Below are 17,948 nucleotides of genomic sequence, written 5' to 3'. Positions count from 1 at the left end.
CAGTCTCAATATTTAATGCAGAAAAGAAGGGCCATGTTCTTGGGGCGCGTCTCTGCGCCACCGGCAGCCGCTATAGTGATCGCGTGGCTATGGCCACCGGCGGTGCTGATCCCAACGTTGTGGCTGTGGCCACCGGCTGTACCCATGCCAATGTTGTGGCTGTGAGCACCGCTTAAACCGGTGCTGGAGTAATTGTTGATGGCAGTTGTGTAGTCATCACCTGAAGACAGGACCTCCCCACCCGGCCCGCTCGGTGAAATGGCACCTTCTTTCACGGTGTGCGCGTGCTCGCCTTGTGAGTCGGCCCAGGCGTTGTGCTGGTGCGCGCCTTGGGCATCGGTCCAGGCCGCGTGCTGGTGATCCCCAGCCGCCGTAGAGGTTGCTGTGTGAGCGTGGGAATGCAGCAGCATCTCTTGATACGTACCAAGCCCCCGACCGACGTCTATCCCGCGTCCGTCATCCCACGCACGAGGAAACAGGCCGCGCAGATCCGGGAGGTTAAAAGTCGTGGATCCGTCGCCGGCGCCGTACAAGGTGCCAAGGCGGGCAAACAATGACGCGAACGTCGTGCGAGATATCGCGGCACCATTGCATTTGAGCCACCCTGGAGGGGCCCAAATGATCGCGAACGCTGAAACCATGCCGACAATGGCTTCATTGGTCTGTTGGTTCAGCTGGTTGAGCGCGGCAGTTGTGGCCAGGATCTCGCTGCTGTTGGTCTTGGGGTCATCGCTCTTGGCGTTCGGGAGTTCGCCAAGCCCCACGTCTTCCTTGGTCGTGGCTCGCGCCCGCAGCCCCTTGTAGTCACCGGTACGGGCGGCCAAGTGCTGTATCAATGGCCTGGTGATCGGTTCGGTGGTTCGGTAATCGATCATCGTCGACGACGTCACGTCTGCTAGAGCAATGCAGTAGTGACGTGTGCCAGCGCTGTCCGTGTAGTCGACCTGATTGGCTTCAAACCCCAACGTCCAGCTGGATACCACATCGTTCAACTCACGACGCAGCGAGACGTGCAGATAGATCGGCGATGGCAGTTTTGGCAACTCTATCGGGAAGACGCTGGCAAGCTCGAGTCGGATGCCTTCGACATAGGCCAGCCCGGGTTTGAGCTGAAACGCATTGCCCACCTTTACAACCTGGAACGCATCCCCAAAGAAACATGACCGCCCATACAGGTCGCGGTTACTCAGGCGTTCCCGTTCATCGATGCCGGCCAGGCGTACGGTGAAGTCGTGCTGCCAGGTGCTGGCATCGATCTTTACGCCGGTCAGTTGCATGGCCCCATCAAACGCCACTAGGAAGTTGCGGGTGAGGTTGTTGCCGATTTGCAGCGGCGGGATGTTCTTGCGCTTTTGCTGTAGGGGCACGTAGGAAACGGCGAACAGCCCACCGTCTTCGTCCTCAAGGCCTATCCAGTTGAAATCCCAGTCGCCGATGTCCGAACCCAACTGGGCGCTGTACACGACCTGGTTCGGGTTCACAAAGCCGGCGTTTTCTTTGGGGATGTTGTAGACGTGGACAATCTGCCCCGCCGGCGGCTTGGCGGCTGTGCGGTCGATCGGTGCGAGAGGATCCAGTCCGGGAACGTTGGCAAAAATGAATTTGCTGATTATCAGCGGCACTTTGTGGGCGTGCTTGAAGGCAATTTGGCTTTCGCCGACCAAGGTAATACTGGCGCTCACGGGTGCGCTCCTACAGGCTGGCGACCAGCGTTTGCTGGTCGTTGTTGAAGTCGATCAGGGCGATATGCATCGCCACAGGGGTGATGGTCACGAAGTCATAGCGCCGGCAGGTGCGGCCGTACTGCTGGATCAACACGCGTAGCAGCTCGGGATTGAGCGACAGCTGCGAGTTGCTGAACTTGAGCAGGACCACGTCCCAGTCCCGATCGGGCTGGCGTTCCTCGATCTCGACGTAACCCACGCCCAGGCGTTCGAAAATGCGCTTCATCCCGGCGGTGCTGCCGGCGTCCACGGAGTTGATAAAGGCGTATTTCACCCGCAGGCGGAACAAGGCCTCGGGTTCGCCGTTGAAGCGCGTGACGTCGCGTTGCCAAGCCCACAATTCCAGAATGGTCAGGTGGCAGGTGTCTGGATCGATTTGCAGGTATGGCCAGTTCAGCCAGCCGGTGACGGTTTCCCACCAGGCTTGCGCGGCGGCGATCAGCTTTGCCAGTTCGGTGCCGGCGAGCCAGAACGGCAACTTGATTTTGATCATCGAGCCGTCACCTCCAACGCCTGGATCCGGGGGATGTCCAAGCCGGAAATGATGTCGGGTGTGGCGAATCGCATCGAACTGATATCGGGAAACTGGCGGTGTAATTCCTCAGTCAGACGACTGAAACTGAATCGCGACTGGGGATAAGTCAGCGTCGGCTTGTAGTCCCGAACGGTGCTTTCGCGAAACGCAGCACGGATAAACAGTTCCACCTCGGTTTCCAGCTTGGTCAAGTTTTCGGCGCCCAGATTGGGCCGTGGCCATAGGTCCAGTTCGATGGGGTACTGAATCTCTGGAATCACCATGGCCAGCAGATCATCGCCATGGCCATGGTTGCCCTGGTCGCGAATGTGCGCATTGATTTGCTCCAGGTAACTGGCCGCCGGCACACCCGCATCAAACAGCACATAGGCGTTCGCACTGCCGGGGCCCCGAGGCGCGCCGTGTTCGAAATACACGCTGTCAGGCCGCACGCCCGGGAAGGAAGAAATCATGGCGCGATACACCGCGTCGGTGTGCCACTGGTTGACCGCCGAGAACTGGTTGCGCACACGCAAACGCAACTGATCGTTGGGCTCAGGATCCGCACCCGGTGATTCCAGCCAGCCGTCCATGTTGGCCACCTGGACAATGCCCGGTACCGGAACCGGCAGGATTGCGTAATAACCCGGCGCCAGGTTGTAGCCGCTGCCGGCCTCGTTCGCCTCCACCGGCACTTCCAGCTGCAACTGCCGATGCTGAAAAGTTACGGCGGCCGTTGTGGTCAGTTGATAAACGTTGCTGTTGATCGCAGCGGACTGCACCGCGATTCCTTTTTCCAGCTCCATCACGCCGTCCGGTGTCGCCCGGGTAAACAGCACGGTGCCCCGGGCTTTAGTGGCGCCCTTGCGCTCGACGTTGACCGCCCAGGCCAGCATGTCCAGCCAGGCATCCACCGCCGTTTTCACAAAGAAGTTCGGCAACACGGTCAGGCAAAGGAAGTCGAGCAGCCACAACACCGGCTTGGTCACCAAGGCGGTCATCACCCGCCAGAACGGCGAATAACTGCTGGTGTTAGCGACCTTGGCACCTTGGGCTTCGACCTCCTTTTCCCAGGCGGCTTTCAAACCGGCCTCGGTGGTCGGGATGCCGGCGTCGGCGATCACCTGTTTAAAATCGACCTCATTCACAGGCTTACCTCGATCAATCCGAATTTCAGGGTTTTGGCGGTGACCAGGTACTGACCTGGCTCCAATTGGGCGATGTGCGCAGTTCCGGGCACCAGGCGCTCGTCGGCTTCCACCAGCAGTTCCATCTGCTGGATGCAGTCGCGTTGGCGCAGCCGATCGCGCTCGGCCACCAGCGTGACCAGCAGTCCGCTGTCGCGGATCATGTGCGCGATGTCCTGGGCGATGCAGGCACGGTCATTGATCAGCCGCGGCTGATTCGAAAGGTCCAGCGCCAGGTCGTTGTCGACGATCAACAGGTCAACGTATTCGCTCATCCACCCACCGCCATGGCCATCATGTTTTCCATCTCCAGCGGGTTCATCGGCTTACTGTTTTGAATAGTCATGCTCTCCACATGCACACCTTTGTTCTGGCTGTTGCTGTTGTTCTGGATGCTGGTCAGCAGGCCGCCCGGCGGTACCGCTGTCGGGCGCGTTGGCGAAAGGCTGGGGATGGCCGCGTTAATGGTCTGCTGGGCTTTCTGCGCGGCGTTTGCGGTGTCGGCGGCACTGGTCGCGGCATCGATGCCGGGCACCTCGGGCATGCCGCCGAAACGCGCCTCGATGTTCACGCCGGGGATGCTATTGAGCAGTCCGATCAGGCCATTAATGGCCTTGTGAAAGATGCTGACGATGCCGTCCCAGGCGGCCTTGGCCATACCGGACCAGCCGCCCATGGAGTTAAACCAGTCAGACAAGGCCTGGAGCTGGGCGCTGACCCACTTGAACGCCTCACTGTTGAGCAGCGCGGTGGTCCACTCGTCCCAGAAAGAAATCGCGGCGGCCACGGCAGCGACCAGCGCGATCACGCCAATAACGATCCAGATGATCGGGTTGGCCAACAGCGCCGCATTGACCAGCCAGACCGCGCCCTGCCAAAGCAGCATGCCCGTCCGAACCAGGCCCATCCAGGTGTACATCAGGGCGAGCCCGGCCACGAACGCAATGACCATCACCGTGTGATAGATGAACATCGCCACACTGCGCAGACCGGTCATGTTGAGGATTTTCCACACGGTCAACAGTCCCAGCCAGGTCAGCTTCGCGATGCCCACCGTTAGGGTCAGCAGAGACATGGCGCCGATAATCGTCATGATGGTCAGCGCGGTGATGCCGATCACCCGGGTAATGTTGGGAAACAGCTGTGACCAGCGCACCAGCGTTTTGCCGATGCCAATCATCTTGTTCATGAACGGCGTCAGCACCGGGATCAGCACCTGACCAAAGGCCACGCGCATGACCTCGACCAACGACGCCCATTGCTGCCAGGGATCGACCATGGCCTGGGCCATTTGCTCCGCCTTCTCCAGACCGCGAACCTTGCCCAGTTGCTCGAGGCCGTTGCGCAAGCGGCTGGTATCCTTGGCCAGTGCACCGATCACCTGGGCGCCTTCACCGCCGAATGCCTCCATCAGCTTGGCCCCGGCCGAGGCGCTGGTCAGATCGCCGAACTTGCCCTGAAGCTTGTCCAGGATGGCCATGATCGGCAGGATCTTGCCCTGCTGGTCGGTGAACTTCATGCCGAGCTTTTCCGAGGCGGCGCCGATGTTTTCGAAGAACGCCTTGTAACGTCCGCCGGCATCCCCACCCTCCATGGTGCTGCTCAGCGTACCGATCACCGCCATCTGTTCGGCCAGGTCCACGCCGGCCGTCGTGGCGATCGCACCGGCTTCCTTGAACGCGTCTTTCATGGCGGCGCCGCTGGTGCGGAACAACTGCACCGCCAGCGCCGTCTGCCCGCCGAGTTTCTCGACCCACGCGCCTTTGCCCATGGCGTCCGCCTGGGACTTCTGCAAGTTGTAGAGGGTGCCGACGTATTCGCCCATGGTCGCGGCGTCGGTCTTGGTGGCCTTGGCCACCAGGTTGCTGGCGTTGGTGAAGACCGCTAACTGGTTACCGGCCAGCCCTTTAATCGCGCCATCGATTTGGTACGCCGAGGCGACGAACTCCCGGGCGTTCTCGCCGTAGTTCACCGCAAACTCCAGCGACTTGCTGTTGAGCGCGGTCAGCGCGTCCTCGGCCACGCCCAGCGATCGGACGTCACCCAGGGCGCGATTGACCTGCAGCGCCGGCTCCATGGATTGCTGAATCCCGACCACCGCCGCCGTCAGACCGCCCAGGCCCAGGCCAATCGTCTTGATGTGCTTTTCGCTCTGCTCGGCAAGGTTGGAAAAACCCATTTTCACTTTGCCCAGGGGCGCGGTGACCTTGTCGGTCAGGCTCAAGATGAAAGCCAGGCTGGCGCTACGGTCTGCCACTGTCGTTACCCGTTCAGCGCAAAGGCGATGCCGTTAGCCACGGCGATCTCCATGCGTCTCCAGTATTCATCCTCCAGCCACTTGGCCGTGCCCATCGCTTCAAGCGTGGTCTCGGCTCCAGGTAGCCAGCGGTTCGTCAGGGCCACCAACTGGCCCAGGCCGTTTTCGGTCAGGCGCTCAGCGTGGCCGAGCGCTTTTTTACGATCACCTCAACCTTCGGGCCGTACTCCTCGAGGAGTGCACCGGCGAGTTGCATCACCATTACCGGGTTACCCAGCAGCGGTTTCAGGGTGGCGCGTTCTTCCTGCTTGACGGTGGTCATCAGCAGATTGTTGCCCGGGGCGACCTTGTTGGTCTGGGTCAGCGCGTTGAAGTACTTGGTGACGTCTGGCGGGGTCAGGGTGAAAGTGAATTCCTGCTCGCCGACTTCCAGGGTGATTTCTGCGTTTTGCTCGTTCATGGGGTAGATCTCAGGTTGAGGTTGGAGACATTGGTTGTCCTGGTGCACCAGTTATCGCTGGCACACCCTGACGATGTGTTGCTGCAGGCCGAGAATCATTTGCCGGCTTAAGGCGAGCTGATCTCGGAGGGTGAAATAATCCGGTCGAGCGTCTGCTGTGAGTTCGGCGGTGCCCGCATCAGCCAAGCCGCCGGCGTCGGTGGTGGCGGGCACTGAGGCGGGACAGGTGGCGCGGATCCGCAACCGCTTAGTGCCATCGTCAACAGCGCGGCGCAAGCCTTGGTTTTCAGTGCGGACATGGTCCAACTCCGTGGTGTTTTTCAGGTCGATCGCATCCCGATCGGCGAGCATTTCGCCGCTGATGCGGGCTGCTTCACGCAGGCCTTTCGCTTCCCATTGCGCGCTGTCGCGCTCGCGCCGGGCGTCGTTGCGCTGATCGGTCACCCGATCGTACGCCACCCACGCGAGCAGGCCGGCCAGCAGTACAAACAGCACCTGGCGCGACGGAAAAAAGGTCATTTCAGGCACAGCTCCATCTCGGCCAGCCGGCGGTTGTGCAAGCCTTTAACGAACTGCTTGCGGCCCTGGGCATCGGAGACGAAAGCCCACACCGGCGTCTTGCCATCCGGTGCCCAGGCCAAGGCCTTGCAGCCGGCGGCGATGCGGCCGGCGTTGATCAGCCCCACCGCTCGACTGGCACAGGTGCTGGGCACGCCAACGTTGTGCCCATGGCTACTCAGGGCATCGAACGTGTTCTGGCTCACCTGTTGATTGGTGATGCAGTCGGCGAGCTGCAGCTGACTTTTTCCGATCACCAGCTGCTCCACCTCAGCGCATCGAGCGTCTGACCAGAAGTCGCCGATCACCACCGAATACGGGCTGGTGTGACGGGTGATGCCCTTGCACACAGTCGGCAGCCCACGGGCCAGCTTGTCCGCGTAAACGGTGTTCTGCCCTTGGCCTTCCCAAGTGCCCAGAAACGTTAGCAACGAAGCGCTTACCAGCGCGATCGCACCGGCTTGAATCCGGCCGCGCAGGCTCATGGGAACAACACCCGCAGCAGTGCCGGCACTGCCATTTGCAGCACAGCGCCGACCAACGTCAGGATGGTCAACAACCGCCCCACTTTCGAGCCGATCACGTTGACCGCCACGGTCAGCTTCTGCTGGCCCTGGTTCAGCTCTGAGAGCTGGCCAGCCATGTGTTCGAACTGCTGTTCCAGCTTGGTGACGCGCGTCGGCACGGTTTCGTGGCGATCTTCGATCTCCCTCAGCCGGTGCTCGATCACAGCCATTTTTTGTTCCAGCGATCCGAGGCGTAGAGCGTCAGTCATCATCAGCGCTTACTCTGTTCGTGGCCGGTCTGGCACGGGACGCACCGCGTCATGCCGCCCAACGCCTGGCGCGCCGGCGGGATCTCGTTGTCGCAGTCCTGGCAGTGGGTCAGGCTTGGCCCGACCGGCCGTGGCTGCTGCAGCTGGGCCTTGATCGCCTGGTCACGCTGGCGTTGCTCCAGTTCCTGGGCGCGGTCGAACCAATCCACCATCAGCGCAGCCCCTCGATCTCGGCAGCGTCGAGGTACGGCACGCCGTTGATGTGGATAAAGTCCGGGCTGGTGACGTCGAACGGCACCTTGTGCTTGCTCTTCTCGCCGCCTTTCGGATCGATCCCCAGCAGACTGGAAATCTTCACCTTGCAGCCGAACGCCTCCACGCGCAGTTCTTCGTCCTCGCCTGCCTTGGCGAAGAACACCGCGTCAAAGGTCTTCAGCGCGCGGAAGCTGCCGGCCGATCGCGCCGCGTCGATCAGCAAGTTGAAGTTGGTGGTGTCCAGCTCGAACTCGCCGGCCGCTGCCACATCGCCATCCACGAAGCCATCCGGCACGCCCCGGGTTTGGGCCACCGCCGAGTTGTCGGTGATGTCCAGGGTGCAGTTCTCGACGTGCAGCGACAGGTCGCCCAGGCTCACGTCGAAGTTCTTACCGCCAATTTTTGCCATGGCGCGTTACTCCGTTTTGTCGGTGGAAAGATCAAGGGCGATGTTCGCCGTCAGGTCCTTCGGGCAGTTGAGGGGTTTGAGCTTGATGTAGGCCGCGACCTTGGTTTTGCTCAGCCAGCTCAGCACCAGGTCACCGTCTTTCGGAGGCTCGATGTCACCGGGGAACACTTCGCCGTTGAACGTGGTGGACTTGGCCATCGCACGCAGGGGCGCCATCAGTTGGTTGGTGTTGACTGCCATGCTGTTGGGGGTGCTGTTCAAACGACGATCGGCCACGCGGCGGATCAACAGCGGACGAATCAAGCGTGCTGCCTTGTCGGTGATGCGCAGGTGTTCAACGACCTGAAAGTCACTCGCCGGGGTGTCGAGCATGTTGCCATCGCCCCAATACACGCCCTGGTAATCCGGGTAGGTCTGCGACACGGAGAACCGTGCCCGGTCTAGCTCACTGCGCACCGCCGACGGCAGCGGTATTTTGTCGGCATCGATCGGCACCGGACCGAGACCCAACACGGCACCAGTGGCCACGCGCATCGGGCTGTCGGCAATGCTCACGGCCGCGTTGGCCAAGCGGCCGGCCAATACGCCCAGATCATTGCCGTGCAGTTGTGGAACCGACAGGACACGCGGCGCCGCCAAGTCAGCGACCAGGGCTTTCTGTTCGGTGACGTACTGCGCCCAGGTCTGTTGCGCGGTGATGCCCACAGCGGCCGCCATCACGAACACACGGCGCCCGTAGGTGTTGTTCAGGGCAATCGCCGCGTCATGCATGGCCGACAGCTCGGCGGCGGTGGTCACCGGCTTGGTGATTACCACGGCCTCCACCGAGAAGCCCTGCTGTTGCGCTTTTTCCAAGGCCTCGGACCAATTGCCTTCGTTACCGATCGGAGCGGCCACGCACGCCCAGCGCTGGCCACCGTTGAGACGGGCAGCAGTGATTTGGGCTTTTAGATCGCTGGCCGGAACGCCCAGTGAAGCGTCCAGGTCGCTGTCGGTGTTCAGCGGGATGAACTGGCCGACGTTCTTGCCGGCTGGGCCGATGAAAAGGAAGTAACGCTCAATCTCAGTCACGGCACCCTGGCCCAGATTGAGATTGTCGACGGTGACTTGACCGAGTGCCATGCAGTGCCTCGTTAGCGGGGTGAATGTAGGATTTGTTGCAACACCTGGTTAATCAGCAGGCTGGTGTCGCGGTCGGTGTTAACGCCGATGAACTGGCGTTTTGGCAAAGTGATTTCCCAGCTCTGTGCGCCAGTGGATTCGCTTCTTTCGTCGTCCAGGATGCGGATCAGCAGGCCCGCCTTGGCGTAGTTCACATGCTCCTGAATCCACGCCACTGACGGTCGGGTCAGCGTCTTTTTGCCCGCCTGGCGCACACGGAAGCCCAACCGGCGCAAGCGCTTGGCTTGCTTGTCGGTGGCAGCCAGTCCGGGCGAGGTCTTGTTCCAGCTGCGCATCTGCGCGGCGGTACGACGCTCACTGACGCCGTGGTGTTGCTGCGCGGCGACCCAACGGGTCAGGGCGTTTTTCCAGCCCAGTTCCGCTTCGTCGGCGCTGATACGAGTGACCACCATCAGCTTGGCCAGGCCGGCTTCCATCTTTTTCTTGCCCTTCCCTGAACCCTTGCGAGCTTCGAAAGGTGAGCCGTCCAGGTTCTGCTGATCGCGCACACGCTTGCGGCTCATCGTCCGCACGCGCTTGGTCACGTTGTTCAGCAGTCGGCGGCGCAACTGCGGTGGCAGGCTCAGCAGCGCCAGTTGCGCGTCAACGGCCAGGTAACCACGTGCGTCGAGTTCGAAAGTGCTACGCCGCGCCATGGGTGGCCACCTCGCCGCGCTCAGCAATCCAGAGGTCAAACGGCACGAAAGCCCAGGTCTTGCCGAAAGCCTCAATTTCACCGGCAGGGTCTTCGGCCAGGTACTGCGGCTCGACGAATTCCAGCGTGATGTCCACGTCGAACAGGTCGTTGTCCAGCGGTTCAACGGCAAAGAGCGGCGCCGGCAATTCGTGGCGATCGCGGCCGGTGTCATGGTTTTCCAGCCAGCTTCCAACCAGGGCCATCAACCGCCCCGGATGGTCGGCGAAGCGTTCCAGCACGATGGCGGCGCGATAGCGCATGTCGGCCATGTGCATGCCGTCCACGTCGGGCTTCCAGACGAGTTCGAGCGTGACCTGTTCGGTCCAGCTATCGAGCTGCTCGGCGGGCACCAGCTGGCGGTCCAGCAGGTAGCGGGTCAGTGCTTGCAGCTTGGTCATATGATCGCCGCCGTGATGCGGCCACGACCCTGCAACGACCGAACGGCCTGCTGGCTGAACTCCAAAAACGTTTCGCCACGCTCGGGCAATTCTTTGCCGGTGTTCTCGGCGTTTTCACGGCGGGTCACGGTGGCGAACTGGGTCAGCAAACTGGCCTTGGCGCGGCAATACACAGCGCGTTTGTACGTTGCTGCGTGAAATGTGCGCTCCGGCAGCACCATAGGGTCCGCAGATTCCACGCTGGTGATGCCCACGTTCTGCCATTGGCCTTTGCGCTTGGCCAGGTCGTGATTGACCTCGATCATCGCGGTAGTCAAATCAGTGACAAGCATCTCTACCAGGTACTCCGCCGGCAGGCGGTAACCCTTCTGGAACTCGGCCACGGAGAGCTTCGGCCAAAAGCCGTCGTTCTCGATGATCTGTTCCACAAAGGTGGTGGGTTTCCCGGAAAAGCTCATTGCTGGCCACTCAAAATAGGGCGGGGAGACTGTTTTCCGCAGGTCGGGCCATAAATAGTCGGCCTACGTCCACAGTTCCCCGCTGGGGGGGGTAGTCGGTTATTCGGCGCCGTTGGTGGCGGCTACTTGTTTGGCCAGTGCCTTGCGACACTTTTCAATGCGGGTGTCATTGCCGGCTTTGGGGTACAACTCGGTGGAACGCTCAAGATGCTTGAGCGCGGTTTCCCACTGCTCGGCCTCCATGGCGCGCATGCCGACCAACTTGTGGTACTTGCTGGGGATCTGCTCCGTTAGGTTCCATTCACCGTCCACGCGAGGCAGCAAGTCAGACAGGTACGGTTCCGGGCTGCGAGTGGCGTTGTACTCGGCATAGGCCCACTCGATCACGGCATCCGCGACAAAAGTCTGGACGTCGCGGCGCTTGAAGCGCTCCGGCATTTGCTGACCCTGGGCGATGGCAAATTCCGCCAGCTCCAACCCGTCTTCGAACTGAGCGGTGTCAAACAGCCAGACCATCACCTGCACCAGGACGCGGTTCGGGAAGTTCAGGCCGGACTCGATGTAGCGCTGGATGTAGTCCTGGTACTTGGGCAGCAGCTCGTCGCGCTTGAGCAACTGGCGACCCGCGAGCGCGCCCTTCATCGCACTCAGGCGCTCCAGATCCTGATCAAGGGACGCTTCCTGCAGCAGCAGGTGTTTGCGCGCATTGGCCGGGCTGCTCAGCGCATCGCCTGGGGTGTACGCCACCGGTGCCGCTGCAGCAGCGGCTAAGGCAGCGCCCCCCGAGGTGAGAATGCGGCGCTTGTGCGCAAGGGCCAGGCTCACTTCACCAGCTCCACGTTCTCGGTCATCGCGAATTTCTCCAGCTGCTCGATCACGTAGCCCTCGTTGCGGCTGTTGTAATCCTCGACGCGGGAGCGTTTCGAGTTGTCCACGGTCTGCTTGCGCCAGCTGGAATCCTGGAAGTAGATCGACAGGTTGTCCCAGCTGGTAACCACCACGCCGTTGACCGGGAAGAATGGCACGCTGAAGCTCGGCAAACCGCCATAGGTGGCGATCACCTGGGCATCTTCGATGCGCTCTTTTTCGGTCGGCACGTCGCCTTGTTTGGCGTACAGTTTCGCCTTGTCAGCGGCCAGCAGGTCGGTGCCGATGATGGCGATTAGGTCGCCGGCATCACGCACACGCTCGTCCACCATCTGCTTGGTGTCATGCACCAGGGCGTCCAGGTTGGCGTAGTCACCGCCCTCCCCCAACATCACCTTGCCGGCGGTCTTGCCTTCTTTCAGCACTTGGGCCGGGATCTGCTCACGCGCCTGCTGCAGCCAGCCTTTGTTGACGTCCTGCAGCATCGGATAGGCGGTGATATCGGTCTGTTGCGCGGCATGTGTGCCATGGAAGCCGACCATGATCCGATCCAGCGCGATCTGTTTCTGCACGGCAGCGGAATAGCGCTGGTGGAAGTCCGGGAACTTGGCCCAGGCATCGATTTTCGCGTACGGCAGGCCCACGTCGGATTCGGTCGAGGACAGTTCGTAATGAGTGTCATCGAGCGCCGAGGCGTCCTTGGCTTCGCGGTCGGTGGTCTTGGTGTTGGTGCGGCCGGTGACCGGGCCGGAAACGCCAATGAAGACCTTCTGACCTTTGATCTCGGTCACCGGAATGACGTTGATGCGCTGCAGGAAATCCGACTTGGCAGTAATTGCGTCGTTCAGTTCCTGGGCAACGCTCGGCTCAACGCTGAACTGCTTGCTGGACAACTCCACGCCGTAGGTTTCGGCGATGGCGAGTTGTAGCTGCGCGTACATTTTGGCGCCGTAGGCGCTCAGAGAATGGGCCATGTCAGAGCACCCGCGCTTTGGCTTTGTCGGCGGCGCCAGTGGTGCGCGGCAACTGACGACCCGTGGTGGTGTTCTGCAGCGTGCTGAACTGTTTGGAAAGGTTCGACAGCGCGGCCAGAACGGCATTGTTTGAGGCGCCGCCCTGACGGCGGAATTCGCGCTCTTCTTCGGCCGTAGTGACGATCTCGTCAACGGCTGCGCTCACATCATCGATCGGGGCTTGCTCGGGCTCAGGTGCTTCTGCAGCAGCAGGCTCGATCACAGCCTGAATGCCGGCAGCGACGACCAGCAGCTGCGCCAGCAGGGCTTTCAAAGCCGTTGCGGTAGCTTCATCCATTGGGGGTTTGCTCTCGGTTGGGGTTTGCGGGGTGGTGTCGGTGGGGCTGTCTTCCGCGCTGAAGCGCTTGAAGAAGCCAGTGAGCAATGCAGTCAGCTTGCCCAGCTCGCCCTTGGGTTCGTTTTCGCAGAAGGTGCCCAGCTCGACAGAAGACGCGAAGTAAGCCTCCCGGCTGGTACGGCTGGAAAAGTAGAGTTCCTGGGTGCCAGTGCTGGCGGGCTCGTCAGTGACAGCGATACCGGTCATGTAGGCTTTGCCACGGCCACGGAAATTCGGACGAATCTCAATGCTGGTGAAGACTTTCTCACCGGCATCGTTCAGGCGCAGCAGCTTGTCGTTGGGCTTTAACTGCGCCTCCAGAGCGACTTGGCCAGGCTCCAGATCCTCGCCCTCTTCGACCAGGCGCACGGCAAATACAGTGCCGTGCGAGCCGAACCAACGATCGTGCTCACACCAGATAACGGCGGTGTACAACGTCGGGTTGTAGGTTTCCGCGATGTCGCGCAGTTCCTGGGGCAGGATCTCGCGGCCATCCACGGTCGGGCCGCTAGTGGCAACACGTTTCCAGTAGGAGACAAGGGAACGGGGCATGAGTGGTGACTGCGCTCAATCGTTGAATGAGCCGCCACGATAGGGAGCCGTTTATCCCCAAACAAACGCTTTGCTTCGGCTCGATTCGTAGAAGAAAACTCTACGTAGAACGCCGCCTTTAACCCCGCGTTTTCAGGATTTTCGCCGCATAGACTGCGGCCCATGAACTACCCGACCGAAGTCAAAGAAGCCGCAAAACGCCTGTACTTACGCCGCTGTTCGGTGAAGGAAATCCAGGCGCATTTGAAGCTGCCCAACATCCGCATCGTCTATTACTGGATCCGGCAAGGGTGCTGGGACGAGATGCTGACGGACGAAGAACCGCTGACCGCCATCAGCCGGCGGATCACCCTGATCCTGGAGAAAACCGACACGCTCACAAAGGGCGAACTCGACGAGCTGGAGCGCCTGACCACCCTGCGCGAACGCCTGATTAAGCAGTCGTCAAAATCCGCGCCGGCGGCGCCGTCCGACAGTCCGGACGAATCCCGGGAGCGCCCGTCAGGCCAGCGCCGCGATCGGAGCGAAGGCGGTGGCAAGAAGCGCGAAAAGAAAGCCAAGAACGACATCAGTGGCCTGACCGAAGTCGACTTCCTCGATAAGTTCATCTCCAAGATGTATGGCTATCAAAAAGAGCTGTTCGCGGCGAAACAAAACCCGCTGACGCGGCGGGTCCGCAACATCCTGAAAAGCCGTCAGGTCGGCCTGACTTACTACTTCGCCGGCGAAGCGTTCATGGACGCCGTGCTGAGTGGTGATAACCAGGTGTTCCTGTCCGCCAGCCGCTCGCAGTCGGAGATCTTTCGCAGCTACATCATCCAGTTTGCCCAGCAGTGGTTCGGCATCGAGCTGACCGGCAACCCCATCACGCTCAGCAACGGCGCCGAACTGCGCTTTCTCAGCACCAACAGCAGCACCGCCCAGGGCTACCACGGGCATGTCTACGTGGACGAATACTTCTGGATCCGCGACTTCGAAAAACTCAGCACCGTGGCCAGCGCCATGGGTACCCACAAAAAATGGCGCAAAACCTATTTCTCGACGCCCAGTGCGGTGTCGCACCAGGCGTACCCGTTCTGGTCGGGTGAAGAGTTTCGCAACAGCAAACGGGGCAAAAAGGCGGGTGGTGTGTGGCCCATCGAATCGGCCTACACGCAGGGCGCGCTGTGTCCGGACGGCCAATGGCGCAAGACCATCACCATTGCCGATGCCATCGCCGGCGGCTGCGATTTGTTCGACCTCGAGCAGCTGCAGCTGGAGTACGACGAGGACAAATTCCAGCAGCTGTTCTACTGCAAATTCATCGACAGCTCGCAGAGCGCCTTCGGTCTCAAAGACCTGGAGCGCTGCTATTCCGATCTGTCGTTGTGGGAGGACTACAACCCCGAGCTGGATCGCCCGTTCGGCAACAGCCCCGTCTGGCTCGGTTACGACCCGAGCCGCACCCGCGACGACTCCACCTGTGTGGTCATCGCGCCGCCGCTCGAACCCGGGGCGAAATTCCGCATCCTGGAAAAGCACAGCTGGCGTGGGCACTCGTTCACCCACCAGGCCGCCCAAGTCAAAAAGCTGACCGAACGCTTTAACGTGCAACACATCGGCATCGACGTCACCGGCGTGGGCCATGGCGTGTTCGACCTGGTGCGCGATTTCTACGCCAGGGTCACGCCCATTCACTACAGCCTTGAGGCCAAAAACACCTTGGTGCTCAAGGCCCAGGACACGATTCAAGGCAGCCGCATCGAGTGGGACGCGGGCTGGACGGACATCGCCCAGGCGTTCCTGACGATTAAACGTGGCGCCACCAGCAGTGGCCAGATCACCTACAGCGCTTCGCGCACTGACGCCACCGGTCACGCCGACATCGCTTGGGCAATCATGCATGCCTTGGCCAACGAACCCCTAAACACCAACAAGCGGCGCCGCAGCCGCTACGTGACGAGCACCCATAGCAGCCATGGCCAACCACAAACGCAGAAAACCACCGCAAGCTCCACGACCACAGCAACCCATGCGGTCCTTCACGTTCGGGGAGCCCGAGCAAGTGCTGTCCGGCAACATCGGCGAGTACGTGGGAGTTTTTCCCAGCGACGACGGCAAGATCTACAAGCCGCCGGTGTCGCGTGTCGGCCTGGCCAAGCTGTTGCGCGCCAACGCGCACCACGGCGCCATTCCGAAGTTCAAGCGCAACCTGCTGCTGCGTGAATTCATCGCCTCGGCCGGCTGCACCACCGAGACGATGGGCCGCGCCGCGCTGGATTACATGGTGTTCGGCGAGGCGTACTTCTACAACGATACAAACGCCTTCGGACAGGTGCTGGAGCTGCAGCACCTGCCGGCCATCAACATGCGGGTCAAGGTCGGCGGCGGCTTCGTGATGCTGCTGCCCGACAGCAAAGAAATGGAGTTTGACCAGGACGAGATTTCGCACGTCCTGGACTACGACGTGGAACAGAACATCTACGGCGTTCCGGACTACCTGGGCGGCCTGCAGGCGCTGCTGCTCAACGAAGCCGCGACCCTGTTCCGTCGCCGGTACTACAGCAACGGCGCACACGCGGGCTACATCTTCTACACCAACGACCCCGATCTGACGGAAGAGGACGAGGAAGATCTGCGAGCACAGATCAGTGCCAGCAAGGGTGTGGGTAACTTTCGCTCGATGTTCGTCAACATTCCCAACGGCAAGGAAAACGCGATCCAGATCATTCCGGTGGGGGACTTTCAGGCCAAAGACGAGCTGGAGAAAGTAAAGAACATCACGCGCAACGACGTCATCGCGGCTTGGCGAATGAACCCTGCATTGGCCGGCATCATCCCGGAAAACAACGGCGGTTTTGGCGACATCGAGAAGATCGATCGCGTGTACACCAGTAATGAAATCCGGCCGATCTGCCAGCTGTTCAACCAGTTGAATGACCGCCTTCGCGAAGACAGGCGATTCGCCTGGAAATATCAGCTAACGCCAGTTGATACCACTGCATGATGTTACCAGCGTAGAGATAACCACTAAATCTTGTGGCAAGATGGTGGCGATTAGCTGCCCTGGGGAGGGACATATGCGAGTGACATGTAAGTGCGGGAACAAGGGGTTAATCCGGGATAGCAAGCCGCAGTCTCCGGATTTTGTGACGCTCTACTGCCAGTGCCTGGACGTCCAGTGCGGGCATACATGGGTAGCCCATCTGACGTTCTCCCACACACTGAGCCCGTCAGCGCAGACCTTCGAACGCATGTTGTTCGACCGACTCCGCGAAATGCCCAGGGCGAAACAGCGGGAGTTGTTCGAACAGCTTGGGGCGCAGGCGGTGGCGTGAGGCGCAAATCGCCAACTCTGATGCGTCGGCGATCGGTTACACCAAATCGGGATTAGACGATCAAGGCATCAGCTGTTGGCTGACTCTTTAGGACTGATGGCAAGAACCTCAGAAAGCCGGCGGAGCTGACCTTGCTCCTGTTCACTCAATGACCGGTAAAGGCCAATGAGACGGCACTCCGCTTTGCTCAGGTTATGCCATTCGAATTCGGCAAAACCCACGCAAACGGGCTCTTTTTTGACGCGATCCAACATGCTAACTACTCCATAAATTGCATGGCTGAATCGGCGTTGACGGGGCGAGGTCCAGATTTGAAACGAAGGGGCAGCGAATGCCGCACAAGCTTTGTTACAAGTTAATTCTGCTGACGAACAGCGTCATCAGCCATGGCTTGCAGAAAACGACGTATCGCCTCTTGGTCGAATGGCGTAATGCTTCTGAACTGATTTATCAATTCCTCCTCGGCCGCTGAAAACAGCTGACCGATCGGCGTGGAACGGCGGCCCGTCAGAACGTAAGCCGCATCAGCGCCTTGTTCTTCAAGTGCAGCAACATAACGAAGGTCGAGCGAACTCGCTCCCAGCTCATAGTTCTTTTGTGTCCCCCGACTGACTCCTAAAAGCACTCCAAACTCTGTTTGATTCAGCCCTAGACGCTCGCGCTCTTCCCTCAGGCGTTCACCTACTCGATCAGCTATGAGCATTTTTTTAGTCACCACCATTGACTTGATCAATTTTTTGACCAAGAATCGCCACAGACAAACACAAGTAAACACAACTAAACAGAGTGCGCACTATGCCCGCCACCGTTACAACCGAGCAAGCCCGAGAGTCGTTAGATCGCAGAGGTATGAGTATTGCGGAGTTCAGCCGAAAGCACGGTCTGAACAAAAATTTAGTCAGCGACCTATTGAACGGAAGGATCAAAGGTCGCCGGGGGGAGGCACATCGCGCCGCTGTACTTCTAGGTATCAAAGACGGCGTTATCGAACAGTAACGGCACTGACCAA

At 60.4% G+C, this 17,948-nt stretch carries 25 protein-coding genes; 4 read left to right on the top strand and 21 right to left on the bottom strand.

Annotation, left to right across the window (positions count from 1 at the left end; all coding sequences use genetic code 11):
* Window positions 1-5: 5 nt before the first annotated feature.
* The 19 genes from FQ187_RS11755 to FQ187_RS11670 all read right to left on the bottom strand — a co-directional run bounded on the left by FQ187_RS11755 (window position 6) and on the right by FQ187_RS11670 (window position 13,622).
* Entirely contained in the window at window positions 6-1,682 is a 1,677-nt protein-coding gene (locus FQ187_RS11755; protein ID WP_149629591.1) for a phage tail protein, read from the bottom strand.
* Between the two features lie 10 nt (window positions 1,683-1,692).
* Window positions 1,693-2,217 carry a phage tail protein gene (locus FQ187_RS11750; RefSeq protein ID WP_149629590.1) on the bottom strand — a complete coding sequence of 175 codons (525 nt, stop codon included), beginning with the start codon at window positions 2,215-2,217 and terminating at the stop codon, window positions 1,693-1,695.
* Window positions 2,214-3,386, bottom strand: coding sequence for a baseplate J/gp47 family protein (locus FQ187_RS11745; protein WP_149629589.1), 1,173 nt, complete (start codon window positions 3,384-3,386; stop codon window positions 2,214-2,216). Before FQ187_RS11745 ends, FQ187_RS11750 begins: the two co-directional genes overlap by 4 nt.
* Window positions 3,383-3,700 carry a DUF2590 family protein gene (locus tag FQ187_RS11740; protein WP_149629588.1) on the bottom strand — a complete coding sequence of 106 codons (318 nt, stop codon included), beginning with the start codon at window positions 3,698-3,700 and terminating at the stop codon, window positions 3,383-3,385. The genes FQ187_RS11745 and FQ187_RS11740 overlap by 4 nt, the downstream gene beginning before the upstream one ends.
* Entirely contained in the window at window positions 3,697-5,682 is a 1,986-nt protein-coding gene (locus tag FQ187_RS11735; protein WP_149629587.1) for a phage tail tape measure protein, read from the bottom strand. Before FQ187_RS11735 ends, FQ187_RS11740 begins: the two co-directional genes overlap by 4 nt.
* A 5-nt stretch (window positions 5,683-5,687) precedes the next feature.
* The gene (locus tag FQ187_RS29950) at window positions 5,688-5,831 is read right to left on the bottom strand and encodes a hypothetical protein (RefSeq protein ID WP_371925538.1); all 144 of its coding nucleotides are present in this window, start codon (window positions 5,829-5,831) and stop codon (window positions 5,688-5,690) included.
* A 20-nt stretch (window positions 5,832-5,851) separates the two neighbouring features.
* Entirely contained in the window at window positions 5,852-6,142 is a 291-nt protein-coding gene (locus FQ187_RS11730; protein ID WP_149629586.1) for a putative phage tail assembly chaperone, read from the bottom strand.
* Window positions 6,143-6,193: 51 nt separating this feature from the next.
* Window positions 6,194-6,661, bottom strand: a complete 468-nt coding sequence (locus FQ187_RS11725) for a lysis protein (protein ID WP_149629585.1) — start codon at window positions 6,659-6,661, stop codon at window positions 6,194-6,196.
* Entirely contained in the window at window positions 6,658-7,185 is a 528-nt protein-coding gene (locus FQ187_RS11720) for a lysozyme (RefSeq protein WP_149629584.1), read from the bottom strand. The genes FQ187_RS11725 and FQ187_RS11720 overlap by 4 nt, the downstream gene beginning before the upstream one ends.
* A complete protein-coding gene (locus FQ187_RS11715; protein WP_256667300.1) occupies window positions 7,182-7,436 on the bottom strand; it encodes a hypothetical protein in 255 nt (84 codons plus the stop codon). The genes FQ187_RS11720 and FQ187_RS11715 overlap by 4 nt, the downstream gene beginning before the upstream one ends.
* A gap of 41 nt (window positions 7,437-7,477) precedes the next feature.
* Window positions 7,478-7,687 carry a TraR/DksA family transcriptional regulator gene (locus FQ187_RS11710; protein WP_149629582.1) on the bottom strand — a complete coding sequence of 70 codons (210 nt, stop codon included), beginning with the start codon at window positions 7,685-7,687 and terminating at the stop codon, window positions 7,478-7,480.
* Window positions 7,687-8,139, bottom strand: coding sequence for a phage protein (locus FQ187_RS11705; protein ID WP_149629581.1), 453 nt, complete (start codon window positions 8,137-8,139; stop codon window positions 7,687-7,689). Before FQ187_RS11705 ends, FQ187_RS11710 begins: the two co-directional genes overlap by 1 nt.
* 6 nt (window positions 8,140-8,145) lie before the next feature.
* Window positions 8,146-9,261 carry a DUF2586 domain-containing protein gene (locus tag FQ187_RS11700; protein WP_149629580.1) on the bottom strand — a complete coding sequence of 372 codons (1,116 nt, stop codon included), beginning with the start codon at window positions 9,259-9,261 and terminating at the stop codon, window positions 8,146-8,148.
* Window positions 9,262-9,272: 11 nt separating this feature from the next.
* Window positions 9,273-9,956 (bottom strand): phage virion morphogenesis protein, encoded by a 684-nt coding sequence (locus FQ187_RS11695; RefSeq protein WP_149629579.1) that lies wholly within the window; start codon window positions 9,954-9,956, stop codon window positions 9,273-9,275.
* On the bottom strand, window positions 9,943-10,395 hold the full coding sequence (locus FQ187_RS11690; RefSeq protein ID WP_149629578.1) for a phage tail protein: 453 nt from the start codon (window positions 10,393-10,395) through the stop codon (window positions 9,943-9,945). Before FQ187_RS11690 ends, FQ187_RS11695 begins: the two co-directional genes overlap by 14 nt.
* On the bottom strand, window positions 10,392-10,853 hold the full coding sequence (locus FQ187_RS11685; RefSeq protein WP_149629577.1) for a head completion/stabilization protein: 462 nt from the start codon (window positions 10,851-10,853) through the stop codon (window positions 10,392-10,394). The genes FQ187_RS11690 and FQ187_RS11685 overlap by 4 nt, the downstream gene beginning before the upstream one ends.
* Before the next feature lie 99 nt (window positions 10,854-10,952).
* Complete coding sequence (gene gpM, locus FQ187_RS11680) at window positions 10,953-11,678, bottom strand: phage terminase small subunit (RefSeq protein WP_149629576.1); 726 nt, start codon at window positions 11,676-11,678, stop codon at window positions 10,953-10,955.
* Entirely contained in the window at window positions 11,675-12,694 is a 1,020-nt protein-coding gene (locus FQ187_RS11675) for a phage major capsid protein, P2 family (RefSeq protein ID WP_149629575.1), read from the bottom strand. Before FQ187_RS11675 ends, gpM begins: the two co-directional genes overlap by 4 nt.
* A 1-nt stretch (window position 12,695) precedes the next feature.
* On the bottom strand, window positions 12,696-13,622 hold the full coding sequence (locus FQ187_RS11670) for a GPO family capsid scaffolding protein (protein ID WP_149629574.1): 927 nt from the start codon (window positions 13,620-13,622) through the stop codon (window positions 12,696-12,698).
* Between the two features lie 162 nt (window positions 13,623-13,784).
* On the opposite strand from FQ187_RS11670, the gene FQ187_RS11665 reads away from it, so the two are divergent.
* The 3 genes from FQ187_RS11665 (at window position 13,785) to FQ187_RS11655 (ending at window position 16,939) form a co-directional block, all read left to right on the top strand.
* Window positions 13,785-15,827, top strand: a complete 2,043-nt coding sequence (locus FQ187_RS11665) for a terminase large subunit domain-containing protein (RefSeq protein ID WP_149629573.1) — start codon at window positions 13,785-13,787, stop codon at window positions 15,825-15,827.
* Window positions 15,739-16,608, top strand: coding sequence for a phage portal protein (locus FQ187_RS11660; protein WP_178122709.1), 870 nt, complete (start codon window positions 15,739-15,741; stop codon window positions 16,606-16,608). Before FQ187_RS11665 ends, FQ187_RS11660 begins: the two co-directional genes overlap by 89 nt.
* 73 nt (window positions 16,609-16,681) lie before the next feature.
* Window positions 16,682-16,939: an ogr/Delta-like zinc finger family protein gene (locus FQ187_RS11655; protein WP_149629572.1), complete on the top strand. Its 258-nt coding sequence runs from the start codon at window positions 16,682-16,684 to the stop codon at window positions 16,937-16,939.
* A 68-nt stretch (window positions 16,940-17,007) separates the two neighbouring features.
* On the opposite strand, the gene FQ187_RS11650 is transcribed toward FQ187_RS11655, so the two are convergent.
* The gene (locus FQ187_RS11650; protein WP_149629571.1) at window positions 17,008-17,193 is read right to left on the bottom strand and encodes a hypothetical protein; all 186 of its coding nucleotides are present in this window, start codon (window positions 17,191-17,193) and stop codon (window positions 17,008-17,010) included.
* A 101-nt stretch (window positions 17,194-17,294) separates the two neighbouring features.
* The gene (locus FQ187_RS11645; RefSeq protein WP_178122711.1) at window positions 17,295-17,642 is read right to left on the bottom strand and encodes a helix-turn-helix domain-containing protein; all 348 of its coding nucleotides are present in this window, start codon (window positions 17,640-17,642) and stop codon (window positions 17,295-17,297) included.
* Window positions 17,643-17,734: 92 nt separating this feature from the next.
* On the opposite strand from FQ187_RS11645, the gene FQ187_RS11640 reads away from it, so the two are divergent.
* Window positions 17,735-17,935 (top strand): DNA-binding protein, encoded by a 201-nt coding sequence (locus tag FQ187_RS11640; RefSeq protein WP_149629570.1) that lies wholly within the window; start codon window positions 17,735-17,737, stop codon window positions 17,933-17,935.
* Window positions 17,936-17,948 lie beyond the last annotated feature (13 nt).

Origin of the sequence: Pseudomonas sp. ANT_J28 (assembly GCF_008370005.1) — a bacterium.
Taxonomy (GTDB): Bacteria; Pseudomonadota; Gammaproteobacteria; order Pseudomonadales; family Pseudomonadaceae; genus Aquipseudomonas; species Aquipseudomonas frigoris.
Note: the sequence above shows the minus strand (reverse complement) of the source record. Positions and strands in the feature narration are given on the sequence as shown.

Bases quoted from the DNA above. Each gene is read 5' to 3' on its own strand.
- FQ187_RS11690 (WP_149629578.1), bottom strand. From the start codon at position 10,395: ATGACCAAGCTGCAAGCACTGACCCGCTACCTGCTGGACCGCCAGCTG.
- FQ187_RS11655 (WP_149629572.1), top strand. From the start codon at position 16,682: ATGCGAGTGACATGTAAGTGCGGGAACAAGGGGTTAATCCGGGATAGC.
- FQ187_RS11675 (WP_149629575.1), bottom strand. From the start codon at position 12,694: ATGGCCCATTCTCTGAGCGCCTACGGCGCCAAAATGTACGCGCAGCTA.
- FQ187_RS11720 (WP_149629584.1), bottom strand. From the start codon at position 7,185: ATGAGCCTGCGCGGCCGGATTCAAGCCGGTGCGATCGCGCTGGTAAGC.
- FQ187_RS11715 (WP_256667300.1), bottom strand. From the start codon at position 7,436: ATGGCTGTGATCGAGCACCGGCTGAGGGAGATCGAAGATCGCCACGAA.
- FQ187_RS11705 (WP_149629581.1), bottom strand. From the start codon at position 8,139: ATGGCAAAAATTGGCGGTAAGAACTTCGACGTGAGCCTGGGCGACCTG.
- FQ187_RS11700 (WP_149629580.1), bottom strand. From the start codon at position 9,261: ATGGCACTCGGTCAAGTCACCGTCGACAATCTCAATCTGGGCCAGGGT.
- FQ187_RS11730 (WP_149629586.1), bottom strand. From the start codon at position 6,142: ATGAACGAGCAAAACGCAGAAATCACCCTGGAAGTCGGCGAGCAGGAA.
- FQ187_RS11670 (WP_149629574.1), bottom strand. From the start codon at position 13,622: ATGCCCCGTTCCCTTGTCTCCTACTGGAAACGTGTTGCCACTAGCGGC.
- FQ187_RS11725 (WP_149629585.1), bottom strand. From the start codon at position 6,661: ATGACCTTTTTTCCGTCGCGCCAGGTGCTGTTTGTACTGCTGGCCGGC.
- FQ187_RS11685 (WP_149629577.1), bottom strand. From the start codon at position 10,853: ATGAGCTTTTCCGGGAAACCCACCACCTTTGTGGAACAGATCATCGAG.
- FQ187_RS11695 (WP_149629579.1), bottom strand. From the start codon at position 9,956: ATGGCGCGGCGTAGCACTTTCGAACTCGACGCACGTGGTTACCTGGCC.
- FQ187_RS11750 (WP_149629590.1), bottom strand. From the start codon at position 2,217: ATGATCAAAATCAAGTTGCCGTTCTGGCTCGCCGGCACCGAACTGGCA.
- FQ187_RS11665 (WP_149629573.1), top strand. From the start codon at position 13,785: ATGAACTACCCGACCGAAGTCAAAGAAGCCGCAAAACGCCTGTACTTA.
- FQ187_RS11640 (WP_149629570.1), top strand. From the start codon at position 17,735: ATGCCCGCCACCGTTACAACCGAGCAAGCCCGAGAGTCGTTAGATCGC.
- FQ187_RS11740 (WP_149629588.1), bottom strand. From the start codon at position 3,700: ATGAGCGAATACGTTGACCTGTTGATCGTCGACAACGACCTGGCGCTG.
- FQ187_RS11650 (WP_149629571.1), bottom strand. From the start codon at position 17,193: ATGTTGGATCGCGTCAAAAAAGAGCCCGTTTGCGTGGGTTTTGCCGAA.
- FQ187_RS11645 (WP_178122711.1), bottom strand. From the start codon at position 17,642: ATGCTCATAGCTGATCGAGTAGGTGAACGCCTGAGGGAAGAGCGCGAG.
- FQ187_RS11710 (WP_149629582.1), bottom strand. From the start codon at position 7,687: ATGGTGGATTGGTTCGACCGCGCCCAGGAACTGGAGCAACGCCAGCGT.